General features: G+C 71.1%; 15 protein-coding genes and 2 pseudogenes. 5 read left to right on the top strand and 12 right to left on the bottom strand.

The window, feature by feature from the left end; all coding sequences use genetic code 11:
- Positions 1-107, top strand: a pseudogene (locus AB0K15_RS38230) (alpha/beta hydrolase); the annotation flags it as partial.
- Positions 108-563: 456 nt separating this feature from the next.
- On the opposite strand, the gene AB0K15_RS38225 reads toward AB0K15_RS38230, so the two are convergent.
- The 8 genes and pseudogenes from AB0K15_RS38225 to AB0K15_RS38190 form a co-directional block, all read right to left on the bottom strand.
- A complete protein-coding gene (locus AB0K15_RS38225) occupies positions 564-1,745 on the bottom strand; it encodes a hypothetical protein (protein ID WP_364062276.1) in 1,182 nt (393 codons plus the stop codon).
- A gap of 56 nt (positions 1,746-1,801) precedes the next feature.
- Positions 1,802-2,185 carry a hypothetical protein gene (locus AB0K15_RS38220; RefSeq protein WP_364062273.1) on the bottom strand — a complete coding sequence of 128 codons (384 nt, stop codon included), beginning with the start codon at positions 2,183-2,185 and terminating at the stop codon, positions 1,802-1,804.
- A complete protein-coding gene (locus AB0K15_RS38215) occupies positions 2,182-2,709 on the bottom strand; it encodes a SigE family RNA polymerase sigma factor (protein WP_364062270.1) in 528 nt (175 codons plus the stop codon). Before AB0K15_RS38215 ends, AB0K15_RS38220 begins: the two co-directional genes overlap by 4 nt.
- A 180-nt stretch (positions 2,710-2,889) precedes the next feature.
- On the bottom strand, positions 2,890-3,117 hold the full coding sequence (locus AB0K15_RS38210) for an RICIN domain-containing protein (protein WP_364062284.1): 228 nt from the start codon (positions 3,115-3,117) through the stop codon (positions 2,890-2,892).
- Positions 3,063-3,641: pseudogene (locus AB0K15_RS38205) on the bottom strand (glycoside hydrolase family 30 beta sandwich domain-containing protein); the annotation flags it as partial. The pseudogene AB0K15_RS38205 and the gene AB0K15_RS38210, both read right to left, overlap by 55 nt.
- 489 nt (positions 3,642-4,130) lie before the next feature.
- Positions 4,131-4,460 (bottom strand): hypothetical protein, encoded by a 330-nt coding sequence (locus tag AB0K15_RS38200; RefSeq protein ID WP_364062267.1) that lies wholly within the window; start codon positions 4,458-4,460, stop codon positions 4,131-4,133.
- A 374-nt stretch (positions 4,461-4,834) separates the two neighbouring features.
- On the bottom strand, positions 4,835-5,626 hold the full coding sequence (locus AB0K15_RS38195; protein ID WP_364062264.1) for a hypothetical protein: 792 nt from the start codon (positions 5,624-5,626) through the stop codon (positions 4,835-4,837).
- Between the two features lie 326 nt (positions 5,627-5,952).
- The gene (locus AB0K15_RS38190) at positions 5,953-6,417 is read right to left on the bottom strand and encodes a MarR family transcriptional regulator (RefSeq protein ID WP_364062261.1); all 465 of its coding nucleotides are present in this window, start codon (positions 6,415-6,417) and stop codon (positions 5,953-5,955) included.
- A gap of 193 nt (positions 6,418-6,610) precedes the next feature.
- Between AB0K15_RS38190 and AB0K15_RS38185 the strand changes: the two genes are divergently transcribed.
- Together AB0K15_RS38185 and AB0K15_RS38180 are read left to right on the top strand one after the other, a co-directional pair.
- Positions 6,611-8,005, top strand: coding sequence for an FAD-dependent oxidoreductase (locus AB0K15_RS38185; RefSeq protein ID WP_364062258.1), 1,395 nt, complete (start codon positions 6,611-6,613; stop codon positions 8,003-8,005).
- Positions 8,006-8,145: 140 nt separating this feature from the next.
- Positions 8,146-8,382 (top strand): hypothetical protein, encoded by a 237-nt coding sequence (locus AB0K15_RS38180; protein ID WP_364062255.1) that lies wholly within the window; start codon positions 8,146-8,148, stop codon positions 8,380-8,382.
- Positions 8,383-8,427: 45 nt separating this feature from the next.
- Here the strand turns inward: AB0K15_RS38180 and AB0K15_RS38175 are convergent, their stop codons facing one another.
- Positions 8,428-9,606, bottom strand: coding sequence for an alpha/beta hydrolase (locus AB0K15_RS38175; protein ID WP_364062252.1), 1,179 nt, complete (start codon positions 9,604-9,606; stop codon positions 8,428-8,430).
- Positions 9,607-9,765: 159 nt separating this feature from the next.
- Entirely contained in the window at positions 9,766-10,668 is a 903-nt protein-coding gene (locus AB0K15_RS38170; protein WP_364062249.1) for an AraC family transcriptional regulator, read from the bottom strand.
- Positions 10,669-11,322: 654 nt separating this feature from the next.
- Between AB0K15_RS38170 and AB0K15_RS38165 the strand changes: the two genes are divergently transcribed.
- Both AB0K15_RS38165 and AB0K15_RS38160 read left to right on the top strand, forming a co-directional pair.
- Positions 11,323-11,556 (top strand): hypothetical protein, encoded by a 234-nt coding sequence (locus AB0K15_RS38165; protein WP_364062246.1) that lies wholly within the window; start codon positions 11,323-11,325, stop codon positions 11,554-11,556.
- A 66-nt stretch (positions 11,557-11,622) separates the two neighbouring features.
- A complete protein-coding gene (locus AB0K15_RS38160; RefSeq protein ID WP_364062243.1) occupies positions 11,623-13,902 on the top strand; it encodes a GH92 family glycosyl hydrolase in 2,280 nt (759 codons plus the stop codon).
- On the opposite strand, the gene AB0K15_RS38155 is transcribed toward AB0K15_RS38160, so the two are convergent.
- Positions 13,885-14,619 carry a hypothetical protein gene (locus tag AB0K15_RS38155; RefSeq protein WP_364062240.1) on the bottom strand — a complete coding sequence of 245 codons (735 nt, stop codon included), beginning with the start codon at positions 14,617-14,619 and terminating at the stop codon, positions 13,885-13,887. The genes AB0K15_RS38160 and AB0K15_RS38155 overlap by 18 nt on opposite strands.
- Positions 14,616-15,116: a hypothetical protein gene (locus tag AB0K15_RS38150; protein ID WP_364062237.1), complete on the bottom strand. Its 501-nt coding sequence runs from the start codon at positions 15,114-15,116 to the stop codon at positions 14,616-14,618. Before AB0K15_RS38150 ends, AB0K15_RS38155 begins: the two co-directional genes overlap by 4 nt.
- Between the last annotated feature and the right edge of the window lie 296 nt (positions 15,117-15,412).

The following is a 15,412-nucleotide window of genomic DNA, read 5'->3' as shown; positions in this document are numbered from 1 at the left end:
TCCTGCAGAACGCCACGTTGAAGATCTACCCGGGCTTCCCGCACGGCATGCCGACCACCAAGGCCACGACCATCAACGCGGATCTCCTGGAGTTCATCCGCGGCTGACCCCTCGCGCCGCCTGACAGCGCGGCCCGGGCCGGGCGAGTGTCGGTGACCCCGTCATCCGACGGGCGCCGGCCCGGGCCCGCCCTGCCGATCATGGTCCCCACCACGACTGCGGAGGCACGATGAGCTCGACGGACAGACCCGGCGCGGTGATGCGCGCGGCGTACTACGAAAGAAATCGTGGGCGACGGGACAGCCGGACGGGCTCGGCATGGGTGCGGGTTCCCTCCATGGTGGGCGGTCCCGGGGGCGTGGGTGCGCCGCCCGGGCCGCTCGGCGGCCGGCTCGGCCCCGCGCGGGCGGCGGGAGTCGGTGCACGGGTGAGACGAGGTTGGGCCGCGTGCGCCATGCCCAGCCAATGCCTAAATCGCCGTCTGCCATGCCCCGTCGCACAGAGCGGCGGCCGTCCTCGGCAGGCCGCTTCGGGGGTCTGACGTCCACTGTGGACACAGACCCTCAGATCGCGTAGTGCCAGCCGGTGAGGGCGTACGCGCTGAACCAGCAGCCGACGAGGACCACGCCGGCGGTCGCCGCCACGGCGGTGCTCGTGCGGCGGCCGGACAGTCCCTGGGCGAGCGGCAGCAGCAGGACGAAACCGGGCAGCAGGAAGCGCGCCTTCGCGAAGGGGATGCCCGCGGTGCCCGCCACGAGCACCACCATGCCCGCGCCGAAGAGGATCAGCGGCCACCAGCTCGGGCGCTCGCGCAGCCTGAGCAGGAGCAGCACGGCCGCGACGATCGCGAGGAACACCACGAAGACGTTCCCGACCTCCATCACCGACCGGCCCTGCACGAGCTGCCGGCCGACGAAGCCGAACGTCTCCGCGCCGGCGTCGAAGCGGGTGTTCCAGCCGTGCCACTCGAGGTCGAACCAGCCGAACAGGCTGCCCGTCTGGTTCGCGACCCACAGCCAGTAGCCGGCCAGCCCCACCGGCGCCGCGGCCGCGGCGAGCAGCGGTGCCGGCCGCGGCGTCCGCGCGTACGCCACCACGCCGGCGAAGACGACCACCGCCACCAGCACCACCGCCGTCGGCCGCGTCAGCCCGGCGGCCACGCAGCAGAGCGCCGCGAGCGCCCACCGCTTCTCGATGAGCCCGACGAGCGCCCACGCCACGAACGCCGTGAACAGGGCTTCGGTGTAGACCATCGAGAGCGTGATCGACAGCGGTGCGCCCGCCCACAGCGCCACGAGCAGCAGCCCGGTGCGCTCCTGCCCGGCTCGTTTGCCGAGGCGGTAGACGCCCAGCGCCGCGACGATCCCCGCGACGGCGCTGATCAGCAGCCCGGCGGTGGTGCTGCCGAGGCCCGTGCCGGTCGCCAGCGCGTGCATGAGGAACGGGTACAACGGGAAGAACGCCAGCGGCGTGTGCGGGGCGAAGTTCCCGGCGGCGTCGACGAGCCCGTGGGTGATGCCGCCGTAGCCGTCGTCCGCGATAGCCAGGTACCACTGCCCGTCCCACGCGGTGAGCCGGTCGAGCAACGGCTGCCCGGTGCTCGACGCGAACAACGCCAGCATTACCACTCCGACGACCCGCACCACGAGATACACCCCGGCGGCGCGCAGGTAGCCGAGACGCGCCGAGGTCGTGGTGGCTCTTGAGGCCGGGGTGGGGGTGGTGGTGGGCAACACCGTGGTCATGGCGGGTTTCCGTTCGCGGGCTGGGCTGGATCGGCGCTGTTCGACGGGCTCGGCGGTCACGATGTGCTGGTCGGCGGCAGGCCGTTGCCGGGCGTCGAGAAGCCGGGGCTCGCGGGTGCGTGGGAGGTCGCCGTGACGAGTGCGGTGGCCGGTGGGGGCGGGGTGTGGGTGGTGCCCGTGACGGTGGGGGTCGTCGTGGAGGTGGCCGGGGGTGGCGCGGCGGGGCCCAGGTGTTCGGGGGGCTGGGCGCGCAGGAGCAGGGGGACGAGTACGAGGGTCGCGGTGGCCAGTGCGCTGCCGGAGATGGCCAGGCCGCGGCGGACGGTGCGGTGGCGGCGGCCACGGCGCAGCGCGGTGGAGAGGGTGGTCTCGAGATCGCCCGGGCCAGGGCCGTCGGGGCCGGCCAGGTGGATGAGGGCGCGTGCCTGGTCTTCGTTCATCGCTCGCTCTCCTCGGGGAACGGGTCGTGGAAACCCCGTGGGCCGAGCGCGCGTTTGAGCGCCGCGAGGCCGCGGGCGGTCTGGCTTTTCACGGTGCCCTCGCTGCACCCGAGGGCGGTGGCCGTCTCGCCGACGCTGAGGTCTGTCCAGAAGCGCAGCACGAGCACGGCCCGCTGCCGCGGCGGCACCTGCGCCAGCGCCGCGCGCACGGCGAGTCGGCCGGCGTGGTCGGTTTCGGGCACGCCGGCGGTGTCGGGCGGGGCGGCGGAGGTCAGTTCCAGCTGCCGCCACTTGCGCCGGTTCTCCCGCACGAACGTGCGCACCAGGACGGTGCGCGCGTAGGCGTCGAGGCCGCCCTGGCGCACCAGGCGGGGCCAGATCACGTAGAGCTTGACGAGCGTGGTCTGCACCAGGTCGTCGGCGCGGTGCCATTCGCCGCTGAGGACGTAGGCGGTGGTCCGCAGCGCCGAGGCACGACTGAGCACGAAGGCGGTGTAGTCCGCCTCCCAGTCCCGGTGACCCACTGCGCTGCTCCTCGCTCGGACCGCCGTTCGGCAGCCCTCACTCCACAAAGGCCATGGGCGGCCCCCGCGGTTGCACGGGACTCGGGTGACGCACGTCACCACGGTGAGCACAGCAGGACGCCCGTGACCGGAGCAGCCCGGTCACGGGCGTGGGGAATGGCTGTCGTCCGGTGTGGACCGTTACGCCGGGACCGACCAGCGCTGGCCGGGGCCGCCGGAGCAAGTCCAGATCTGCAGCTTGGTGCCGTTGGCCGTCGAGCCGTCCTCGACGTCCAGGCACTTGCCGCTGCCCGCGCTGACCAGCGAGCCGTTCGCGCCCGCCGACCACTTCTGGTTGGTGCGCCGAAGCAGTCCCAGAGCTGGACCGCGGTGCCGTCGGCGGTGGCGTTGCCGGTGACGTCGAGGCACTTGCCCAGGCCGCGGACGGTGCCGTCACTCGAGAGCGTCCACTGCTGGTTCGGGCCCGACGTGCAGTCCCACAGCTGCGGCTGGTTGCCGTTGGCGGTCGAGCCGCCCGTCACGTCGAGGCACTTGCCGCCGAGGCCGGAGATCGGGCCGGTGCGGCCGGCGGGCGGGGGAGTGGTGGTGCCGCCGCCGCTGCCGGGCCAGGTGAACGTGGCCATCGAGCCGCCGGGCAGCTGGTAGCCGAACGACTGGCCGCCGAAGAAGACCTGGAAGTTCTGCGTGCCACCGGTGTTCAGCGCGACGAGCACGATCGTGCCGTCCGGGTTGCGGAACGCGACGTTCTCGACACCGCCCTCGCCGTAGCCGGTCGAGTCGATCCGCACGGCGCCGGGCTGCACGAACTTGCTCAGGTGCCCCAGCACGTAGTACTCGGCGTTGTGGGTGACGTTGCCGCCGCCGACGGTCGCGACCCCGTTGCAGTTGCCGCAGCTGCCGATCACCGGGCCGTGGTTGCCGTCCAGCGCCATGTTCCACAGCGCGACGGTGCGCGCGTAGTTGCGCGTGGCGCCGATGGTGAGGTTCATGCCCTGCCGGCGCAACGTGTCGGCGAAGGTGTTCGCGACGTTGTCGGAGTCGTGGCCGGAGCACTCGGTGAAGAAGATGTCCTTGTGCTGGTCGCCGTACACCTCGGACTGGGGCGACGGGTCGCCGCCGTAGCGGTGCCACGCCGAGCCGGCCACGTTGTCGCCGGCCTGGTTGTTCACCTGCTCGGCGAAGTCCGTGACGTCCCAGTTGTGGTCGTAGCCCTGGATCTTCGCCGGCAGGCCCGCCGCGCGCAGTTTCGGCGCGAGGGAGTTGATGATGCTCGCCTGCTGGCCGGGTTCCATATTCCTGGGGTAGGTAGTCGGCGAAAACCCCATTCTGGTCGCTGCGCTGCGAGCCGCCGATGAGGTTGTTGTTGTCCTTCATCCACGCCGGCCCGCTCCACGGCGTGGCCATGACCGACAGCTTCGGGTTCAGGCTTTTGGCCTGCTTGACCAGCGGCAGGAGGTAAGAGGGGTCGTGCGCCACGGAGACCGCGAGAGAACCGGGTCCGCCGCACCGTCGTCATAGGTGTAGAAGCTGCGCGAGAAGTCGGACGCGCCGATGGGCTGGCGCAGGAAGCTCAACCCGATTCCGCTCGTGGTGCCGGACAACGAGTTCATGATCTCGTCATGCCGCGGCGAGTTGCTGATGTTCCACGCGGCCGAGTCGGTGAACGACGCGCCCAAGCCCACCATCGCCTGGTAGGTGGTGTCGGGGTTCACCGAGATCACCGGCCCGCTGCCGCCGGAGCCGAACGTCACGTTTCCTTGCTGTGTCAACAGATTCGGCGGTCCGGGGTGGTGATCCACCCGCTCGCGGTGGTCGCCGCGTGCGCGACCGGTGCGGGCGCGGCGAGGTAGGGTCCGGCGCTCGCGGTGGCGACGACGGCCGCGGCCGTGATCCGCCGGCGCGTGCGAGCCGATCTCGGCTGGGTTGCTGTGCCTGACATTCCGCTCCTCGGTGGGATCAGGAGCATGCTCGCGGGAGTGGCTCGTCTCCTGCCACAGTGGCGGCCATCCGGCAGTTTTCAGTGGCGCCTCGAGACGAGGCGGGCGCCGTTCGGAGTTCCCGGCCTGCGGCCCGGCAATGGTAAATTTACATTACGAACGGTGTCAAGGCACCGATCCGGCGGTGATCACCTCAGCGTATCGGGGAATGGGTGAGGACGTCCGCGACCTGGTCGGGAGCGGACAGGAATGCCGAATGCGCCGTGGTGAGCCCGAAAACCCCGGTCGGATTGCCGGGGAATGCCGCATCGGCCTGGCTGACGAACAGTGTCTGCAGTTCGACGGGAATGGTGCGGTCCTGCGTGCACAGGATGTACGTGCGGGGAACCGAACCCCAGCCCGAACCGGTGAGAGTGGTGCTTTCCACCACCATCGCCACGGGCGCGTCGCAGCTGAGCATCGCGATCGCGGCCGCCGCTTTCCGCTTCCTCGACGTCACCGTAGAACGCCTCGCGGATGGCCGTTCGGATCTCGGGGTCCGGGTTGCCGGGGTCGATCCGCAGCGCGCCGGTGCGTTCGGGGTCGCCGACGAGCAGCGGCATGAACCGGTTGCTCCGCCCTTCCGGCAGCGACGGGTACACCAGGCACGGCGTGTCCGAGGCCGGCATGTACGCGGCGAGGTAGTACAGGTGGGCGAAGAGCCCGGGTTCGCGCTCCGCCGCCCTGGTCAGCACGGCGCCGCCCATGCTGTGCGCGACCACGGGAAGCCGCCGCCCGCCACCGATCGCCTCGACCTGGCCGATCAGCAGATCGGCCGCGGCGTCGAGCCCGATCCCGGCGACCGGCGACGGTTCGGTGGCGAACGCGCCGGCGTCGAACGGCCGGCGCGTGGCCGAGTCCGGTGCCACGGCGTGGAGTCCGTGCGCCGCGAGATCCACCGCCACGGCCGCGCGTCCGCGCGCGGCGAGCTCGGCGATCACCTCCGTCCACGCCCACGAGCCGTGGTAGAAGCCGTTCAGCAGCACGATCGGGGCGTCCGCCGCAGTTTTTCCTCCACAGCGCGCGATTGTGCCCGGGGCCGGGCGGGGAAACCACGCACGATCGGGTCAGGTTCTGTCGCCGTCGGATCACGTGTCGACGCTGGTGCTGGCGAAAAGCAGGCTGGTCGTCCGGCCGCCCCCACGATCTGGGCGGGTTGCGCGCACCCCGGAGCACCGACCGCGAGGCCGGCGACCGCGAGACCGCCGGCCACCGGAGCGACGGGTGGGCGCCGCGGGCGGCTGCCGCCGCGGGCGATCCGGGCGGGTCAGTCCGCCGAGACGGTGCGCCGCTGGTGTTCGGCGACGTCCATGAACACGCGCTTGAACTCGGCGTAGGACTCGCGGCCCACACGGCGGGCGTGGCGGTCCTGCATGCTCGCCATGATGCGGTCGGCCGTGCGCATCTGGTCGAGGCCGCGTTCGGTCGGGCAGACGAGCTTGGCGCGGCGGTCGCCGGGGTCGGGCCGGCGGTACACGTAGCCCAGCGCCTCCAGCTCGTCCACGAGCAGGCCGATCGCCTGTTTGGCCTGGCCGGACAGGCGCGCGAGCTCGGTCGCGCGCAGACCACCCGGATCGAGGTAGGCCAGGACCACCCCGTGCCGGGGGTGCAGATCGTCGAAACCCTGGGCGACGAGCTTCGCGAAGAGTTCGCGTTGAACGGCGAACAGGAGCCTCGCTGACAGCACCCCGAGGTCCGGATTCGTCGCGTTCCGCTCCGCCCGGGTAACCACTCACCGCCTCCTTCGGCCGCGCGGCCGCCGAACGCCGCCGCGGGATGGCCGATCATAAACGTTCGACCTGGACCGGCTCCGGGCGGCGCGCCGCTGGACGGCCGCACGGGGACGGTGCCGAGCCGGCCGAGGTTGATCCGATCTCGGCGAAAATTGGTCTTTTCATGCGTAGTCGAGCCTCTTCGGGAGGCGGATGCTGGACCGTATGGACGACATGCACTTCGACCTGGTGGTCATCGGCTTCGGCAAGGGCGGCAAGACGCTGGCCGCGGCTCTGGGGAAGCTCGGCAAGCGCGTCGCGATGATCGAGCAGTCCGCCCAGATGTACGGCGGCACCTGCATCAACATCGGCTGTGTGCCCACCAAGTCGCTCGTCCACCACGCCGAGCACCCCGGCGCCGGCACCCCGCCCGAGCGTCACCGCAAGGCGGTCGAGGCCACGCGTGCGCTCACCACAGCCATGCGGGGCAAGAACTTCGCCATGCTGGACACGATCGACACCGTCACCGTGATCACCGGCAAGGCGACGTTCCTCGACCCCAAGACCGTGCGGGTCGCCGCGGGGGAGGACGTCCTGCGCGTCACGGCGGACACGATCGTGATCAACACCGGCGCCGTGCCGACGGTCCCGGCCGTCCCGGGCCTGCGCGAGAGCACCCGGCTGCTGACCAGCACCGACCTGATCGACCTCGACCACCTGCCCGGGCGCCTCGCGATCCTCGGCGGCGGGTACGTCGGGGTGGAGTTCGCCTCGACGTACGCCCAGTTCGGCAGCGCGGTCACGGTGCTCGACGCCGCGCCGCGGATCATGCCCCGCGAGGACGAGGACATCGCGGCGGCGGCCACCGGCATCCTGCGCGGGGCCGGTGTCGAGTTCATCTCCGACGCCGACGTGACCGGCGTCCGCGACATCGGCGACGGCGTGGAGATCACCTACGAGATCGACGGCGAGACGCACACGCTCGCGGCCGACGACGTGCTGGCCGCGACCGGCCGCACGCCCGCGACCGAGGGCCTTGGCCTCGCCCTCGCCGGCGTGCGCACCACCGCGACCGGTGCCGTCGAGGTCGACGAGCACCTGCGCTCCAGCCAGCCGCACATCTTCGCGATCGGCGACGTCAACGGCGGCCCGCAGTTCACCTACATCTCGCTCGACGACTACCGCATCGTGGCCGACCAGCTCCTCGGCGAGGGCACGCGGTCCACAAAGGACCGGAAGTTCGTCCCGTACACGGTGTTCATGAGCCCGGCGCTCTCGCGCGTGGGCCTCACCGAGCGCGAGGCCGTGGCCCGTGGGCTGCCGGTGAAGGTCGTGGAGAAGGCCGTCGCCGACATCGCCGCCATGCCGCGGTCCAAGATCGTCGGCGAGACGCGCGGCCTGATGAAGTTCGTGGTCGACCGCGAAACCGACCTGATCGTGGGCGCGACGCTGCTGGGCGTCGACTCGCAGGAGCTGATCAACCTCGTCGCGCTCGCGATGCGCCACGACGTGACCGCGACCGAGCTGCGCGACTCCGTCTACACGCACCCGTCGTCGTCGGAGGCCTTCAACGAGGTCCTCGGCATGCCGCCGGTCCGGACGCACTGAGCCCGGACCGGATCACCCCGCCGCGGTGGTGTCGAGGTGATCCGGTCCGGCTCGGATTTGATCCGTTCGCGCATGGCGGGGTCCTGCGCGTTGCATGATGATCAAGACGCGCACCGGCACCACTGGCGAAGGGCGAGACCGTGACCGCACCCAGGCTTCCCGAAGAGGTCGGGCTGACCGCCCTGATTGCGTCCTACGCCCGGGCGTCACGCGGGGTGCTCGACGTCGACGTCTCCACGGACGCTCTGCCGCCGCTCGGGCCGGGCCGGGAAGAGCGCCCGTCGGAGTTCTGGCAGGGTCTGTCCGGCCTGTTCGCGGGCCGGACGGGCTTCTACGACCGCTACCTCGCCCGCGGCCGCCGGCGCACCGCGGAATGAGCGAGGGGCGTCGTGCCGCCGGTCGGTGGCACGACGCCCGGCTCGTCACCGGTTCTGGGTGAACGTCTCGTCGATCCACGCGGTCACGGTCGGCCACACCGGGTGGGCCGGCTGCACCACGTCGAAGTGGGTCGCGCCCTCGACCTCGACGTAGCGCGCGCTGCCGCCTTCCGCGTTGGTCTTCTCCGCGTAGCGGCGGCTCCAGTCGGCGGGCACGGCCTCGTCCGCGGTGCCGTGCACGGCGAGTACCGGCACGCCCGGGTTGGCCAGTTCGAGCGGGGAGGTCCAGGTGTACCGCTCGGGGTTCTCCGCGTAGTGCGCGCCGACCAGCAGCGTGACGACGCCTTCGCCGACCTGGCCGGCGACGATCGGCCACACCTCGGGACGGGCGGCCTCCGGCGCGTCCTTCGGCGGCTCGGCGTCGGGGTCGGCGAGCACCGTGCCGAATCCGGTGGCGTCACCCGTCTTGAGGTCGAGCGCGCCGGCCAGGGAGACGATGCCCAACGGCGTGACCTTCGGGTTCGCGCCCGGGGCCTCGGCGGGCAGGGCGCCGCGGTGGGCGGCCCAGGTGGTGAGGTGCCCGCCGGCCGAGTGCCCGACGACGACGATCCGGTTCGGGTCGAGCGCGGGGTCCATCCCGTCGACCGCGTCCACGGCCGCGGCGATGTCGAGGAACGTGCCGGGCCAGCCGCCGCCCGGCTCGCCGATGCGGCGGTACTCGATGTTCCACACCGCGTACCCGCGGCCGAGGAAGTCGTCGACGACGTCGGTGATCTGGCGGCGGTCCCACAGGGCGGTCCAGTACCCGCCGTGCACGACGACCACGACCGGGAACGGTCCCTCGCCCTCGGGCAGGTAGAGTTCTCCGACCTGCGAGGGCTCGGGCCCGTAGGCCACGGTGTGCACGCGGCGCTCGACGGCCGGGGTCTCCTGGGCGTCGTCGTAGCGCACGCCGCGTTCGGCGCCGACCAGCGTGTCGATCGTGGCGAAGAACGCGCCGATCGCCGGCAGGTTCGCGCCCTTGGCCTTCGACTCGTCCCACGCGGCGTCGTCGGACCACTCGACGAAGTCCAGCCACGTGTTCTCGGCCACCCGCACCAGCCGCGCGGAGAGGAACCCGCGCCGGTCGGCCCGGAACGCCTCCACCATCGCCGGGCGCGCGGCCAGCATCGCCCGGGTGTTCTCCTCGGCCACCGTGAAGGTGGTCATCTCGACGACGGACATCGTCTGCTCCTGGTTCTGGTTCTTTTCCGGTGGGCCGGGCCCGCGCTGCCGGGCCCGCGCTGCCGGGCACGCGCACCGTCGCGGCGCCGGGGCGGTGCGTCCGCACCGGGGTTTTCCGACTGGTCATGAATCTTTACCGTCAATAGATGCGACGACAGGCTACAGGCGCGTGCACTGGCTCGTCACCGCGTGCTTGCGGAAACGGGCAGGCGGAGTGCCCACAGTGGCCCGGAACGCCTGTGCGAACGCCGATTCCGAGCGGTACCCGACCTCGCTCGCCACGCGCGCCACCGAAAGGTCCGAGCGCGTCAGCAGGTCGGCGGCCACCATCATCCGGATCGACGTCAGCAGCGTCGCGACCGTGATGCCGGTGCGGGCGGTGAAGCGGCGCAGGAACGTCGCGCGCGACATCCGCGCCTCGGACGCCATGCGGTCGATGGTCCACGACTCGCCCGGGCGTTCCACGACCTGGGCGATCACCCGGCCGAGCACGTCGTCGCCCATGGCGGTCCAGAGGGCGGGCGTGTCGAGCCGCTGGTCGGGGCGGCTGCGCAGGGACATGGCGAGCAGCGCGTCGCACAGCGAGCACACGATGGCGCCCGTGCCGGGCCCGTCGGAGTCCGCTTCGCCGCGCAGGACGTCGGCCAGTGCGAGTGCCGGGTGGTCCATCGTGACGTGCACCAGCGACGGCAGCAGGCGGAACAGCAGCGCTCCCGCGGCCGAGTCGAAGCGGTAGTGGCCGCAGAACAGGTCGAGCTCGTGCTCGGCGCCGAGGGACTTGCGTGTGGTGAACGTCGCTCCCGGCTCCTCCTCGAACCGGCGCCGGCGGCCCGAGGCCGCGGTCACCGTGTGGGCGTCGCCGTGGGGGAGCAGGAGGTAGTCACCCGGGCCCAGGTCGACTGCGGACGTGCCGGTGGTCACCGTGCAGCGTCCTTGCAGGACAAGGTGGAACTGCACCTCGCCCGGCGGGGCGGCTTCGTGGTCCAAAGTGAACTGTCCGGCCATCAGGCACCGCACGTCGAGGCGGCCCTCGAGGTGTGCCAGCCGGATGAGTCTGCTCACCCCGTCCATGAACCGATCCCGGCAGAAAATGAGCCGATCATCCGTAGTCCCCTCTCGCGATCCAGTCCATCATGTGTCAGCGGAGAATGAGTATCAACCGAAAGGCTTTCATGTCGAACACGTCTTCCGCCGAAGGTATCGCGGCGGGTATCTCCGTAACCGTCGTCACCGGCAGCTTATTCCTCGGCGAATCCCGGCCGACGATCGGCCGTCTTCGGAGTGGGATGGACTGGTAGCCGAACACGCCGGGAGGCGACCGGGTGGGTGGTTTGACCAGGGTCGAATTTCCTTGGCATCACGGGATCTTCGGTCAACCTGATGTCGCCGAGGATCAGGTAGTTCATTAAGATGACTTTTGTCGAAGCGCGGTTCCGGACGCCGATCGCGACGAGGGGTGCGAACTGTCCGGATCCGCTGTTGTCCCTGCTGCTTCACCGCCGGTCCGGCTTGTCGTGACCATTTCATCGGTCCTGACGGCGATTGTGGCGGCCCTGAAGAAGGAACGAGTGCGGACCCTCGGCATCGGACACCCGCACGGCGGCTCGGGCCGCCGGGCGGTCCGCGGGCTCGTCCGCTTCGGCGGGCGAGCCGCGGCGCCTGGCGGCGCAGGCGGCCCCGGGACCACTGACGGCGGCCGGAGCGGGCGCCGACCCCGTGCGGGGCAGCGCCGCGGAAGGGGCGGAGCTGCTGGCGAAACTCGGCGGCGAGCCGCCGTACACCGGGTTCGGCTTCATGCCCGAGGACAATTCCCGTGCCCAGGTGGCCGCATTCGCCCGCGACGTGGTGCCGCGAGTACGGCGGCTGCTCGCGCGGCTGGCGTCCACAGTGGAATCGCCGGGCCGGACAAACGAGTGGACAGAAAAGGCCACACATCCGATGTCTGCTTGATCCAGACCGCTCGTTCGCCCAGTGTTGTCGGCGTCAACCGCACGAGCGTCCGGAAGGCGATGAAGCATGACCGACGCAGGTTCTCTGTCCAGGCGCGGATTTCTGGTCGGCACGGGTGGGGTGGCCGCTGCGGCCGCCCTGCCCCGTACCGCGGTGGCAGCGGCCGCCCGGTCGCAACCGGTGGACTCCGTCGATCCGATCATCGGATCTGTCACCACGGCGGCCGACACGGCGTGCGGCAAGACGTTCCCGGGCGCGGTCGCGCCGTTCGGCCTGGTCCAGCTGAGCCCGGACACGGTCTCCGGCGGCGACAACGGCAGCGGCTACTCGGCCGAGATGACCACGATCGAAGGTTTCAGCTTCCTGCACATGTCGGGGGTCGGCTGCTACGGCGACCTCGGCAACCTGCAGGTGCTCCCGCAGACCGGCCCGCTCGTGACCGGGCGCGACGAGGCGAAGAGCCCGTACCGCAAGGAAACCGAGATCGCGCGTGCCGGCTACTACGCCGTGGAGCTGGACCGGTACCGCGTGCGCGCCGAGCTCACCGCCACCGAGCGGGCGGGCCTGCTGCGCTTCACCTTCCACGACGCCGGCACCGGCCGTGTCAAGGTCGACCTCACCCGTCGCATCGGCCCTGACGGCTCGCACTCGATCGCGCAGCACGTGCGCCAGGTCGACGCCACGACCGTCGAGGGCTGGATCCGCTGCGACCACACGGGTGGCGGCTGGGGCTGCGGCGCGCAGAGCCCGGCCTACACCGTGTACTTCACGATGGAGTTCCCCCAGCCGATCGCCGGGTTCGGCACGTGGGACGGCACCGACGTCCGCACCGACCTGGCGCAACGCGACGGCACCCAGCTCGGGTTCTTCGCCGAGTTCCCCGTCCGCGCCGGGCAGCAGGTGCCGGTGCGCGCGGGCGTGTCGTTCGTCGACCTGGACGGTTCCCGCCGCAACCTGCGCCACGACCTGCCGGGCTGGAACTTCGACGCCGTCGCGGCCGGGGCCCGCCGCACGTGGGCGGACGCGCTGGACAAGGTCGCCGTCGAAGGCGGCACGGCCGAGCAGCGGAAGATCTTCGAAACCGCGCTGTACCACTCGATGATCGACCCGCGGCTGTTCGGCGACGTCGACGGCCGCCACCGCGTGGGCGACACCGCGCCGGTGCGCGACGGCGTCACGCACCGCACGCTGTTCAGCGGCTGGGACGTGTTCCGCGCGCAGTTCCCGCTGCTCACGATCATCGACCCGGATGTGGTGCAGGAGACGATCACGTCGCTGGTGTCGCTCACCGACGCCGGCCTCGTGCGGGGGCTGGCCCGCTGGGAGCTGCTGGGCAAGGACACCGACACCATGATCGGCGACCGCGCGATCAACGTCATCGCGGAGGCCTACCTCAAGGGGCTGCGCGGGTTCGACGCCGAGAAGGCCTACCGCTTCTGCCGCGAAGTCGCGCTCGGCCCGGCGGAGCGCTCCAACCGCACCGACTTCGCGAACTGGACCTCGCTCGGCTACTGCGTCACCTACAGCCTCTCCTCGACGCTGGAAAACGCCTACACCGACTACGCCCTCGCGCGGTTCGCCGAGGCGTTGGGCAAGAAGGAAGACGCGAAGCGCCTCTACGCGACTTCGCAGAACTACCGGAACCTCTTCGACCCCGACGCCGGCTGGTTCCGCGGCCGCAACGCCGACGGCACCTGGATGGGCGACGGCGACGGCTGCATCGAGAGCAACCCGGAGCAGCAGGGCTGGTTCGTGCCGCACGACATCGGCGGCCTGGTGAAGCTGGCGGGCGGGCGCGCGGCGTTCGTCGACCGGCTCAACGGCATCTTCGAGAAGACGCCGCCGAACGTGATGATGAAGTGGAACGAGTTCTACAACCACAGCAACGAGCCCGTGCAGCAGATGCCCTTCATGTTCACCTACGGGGGTGCGCCGTGGCTCACCCAGAAGTGGTCCCGCTACGTCTGCGAAAACGCCTACCGCACCGGCGCGGGCAGCCTGGCGGGCAACGACGACGCCGGCCAGATGTCGGCGTGGTACGTCCTCGCGGCGGCGGGTTTCTACCCCGTGTCGCCCGCGAGCGGCGTGTACATCCTCGGCAGCCCCGTCTTCGACCGCGCGCGCTTCACGACGGGTCGCGGCCGGCCGTTCACCGTGCGCGCGATCGGCAACTCGCCGTCCCACGTCTACGTCACGTCGGCAACGCTGAACGGCAAGCCGCTGCACCGCGCCTGGATCACCCACGACGAGGTCAGCCGCGGCGGCGAACTGGTCCTCCACATGAGCCCGACGCCGAACCGGTCGTGGGGCGCGGCCGCGTTGCCGCCTTCACTCACGCCGGCGTGAGTGCTCGCCCGGTTGTCGTTGTGCTTCAAGCTTTTCCACGACACGGTCCGTGGCCTCCTCGCCGTGGACGTGGACGAGCGACAGGTAGAACAACACCGGCGCCGCGGGGGCCCACGCGTCGCGGCGGTCGCGTCGGAGCAGGTACTCGACCGTCGCCTGTGGCTCGAACCGCACGTACTCGAATCCGCGGTGCTCCCAGGCGTCCTGAACCCCGCGGCCGAGGTTGTTCTCGAACTGCTGCCGGGTCATCGTGCGGAGGTTCGCCAAGAACAGGCAGCACCACTGGGAGTTCGACGTGACGACGGCGAACGCGAGGAGCTTGAGGTCGTAGTGATCGGGCCTGAGCCGCAGCTCTTCCTTCAGCCCGCGCTCGGCGGCGCGAAAGAGGTTGGGCGGGCCTTGCCGCCCGTCGAGTCCCCGTTGCAGCCCTTCGTTGGCCGAGGAGTTCCACTCGCCTTTCCCCACCCCGACGCGGGTGCTGCGCCGCGCGACGACGAGCCACCCGTCGGCGGTGACGACGGCGACGTTGAGGCCGAAGCTGGAGCGCATGAAGTCCGGGGTGTCCTGGGGGTCGCGGCCGTCGAGGTAGAGGCTGCGGAGGGTGTCGCCGCCGGGGAAGGGTTCGTCGAGCTGCTGGGTGGCGAGGAAAGTGAGGTAGTCGGAGTGGGTGAAGTGGATCGTGACCTCGGGCAGCTTCTCGGGGCCGCGGCGGTTCACCACGAAATCGTGGACCGCGTAGCGGTGTAGGGCCGCGTGGTACTCGAGCCCCTTCCTGTGGCGGTCTTTCCGCTCCTTGCGGAGCTGTTCCCTTCGACGGGCGACCAGGGGAGGAAGGGAACCGCCCGGGGCGTCACGAGAACGTGCACGTCGCTTTCCGCGGTCTCGCGCTCCCCGTTGCCTTCCAGCAGCTGAACACCGGTCCTGAGCGGCCCGATCGAGAACCCCGGAAACACCGCCTGCTCCCGCGATCGCCGCCGGGCGTGGTGATAGCTCTCGCGCCACCGCACCACCAGCCGTTCGAGCGTCTCCGCCGGCGGATGCGCCGTCCTCAGCAACGCCCGGATGACGTCGAAGAGCAACGTCTCGTTGTACCGCTTGGGCTCGTCCCGGAAGATCTCCCGCGCGGTCCCGTACGCACATCTGACCGCTTCGGCCGGCACCCCGCGCGCCGCCGTTTCCCGCTCGACGAGAGCCGGCAACGCGCGCAGCCGCACCCCGGACCATTCCCGCAAAGCCTGCAACCGGACCGCGAACTCACGCAGCGATGCGGGTTTCCCCGGCGTGGGCGGTTCCCCGAACGGCGCAGTCGTCACAGCCGGCCCTCCTCGTCCGGGCGCGGCGCCCGCCGTTGTGCCATGATGCCCGACACCCGGCCCTCCGAGCCCACCCCGCCGGCCGGCGCTGATCGGACTTGGTCGGAAACTTTGCGACCCCGGCGCGCCTGCGGGCATCCTTGCCGGGCAAGCCGGAACGGCCCACTGCCTCGGAACCCCCGACGCGGCGCCACGCT

The organism is Amycolatopsis sp. NPDC049253 (assembly GCF_040678995.1).
Lineage (GTDB): Bacteria > Actinomycetota > Actinomycetes > Mycobacteriales > Pseudonocardiaceae > Amycolatopsis.
Note: the sequence above shows the minus strand (reverse complement) of the source record. Positions and strands in the feature narration are given on the sequence as shown.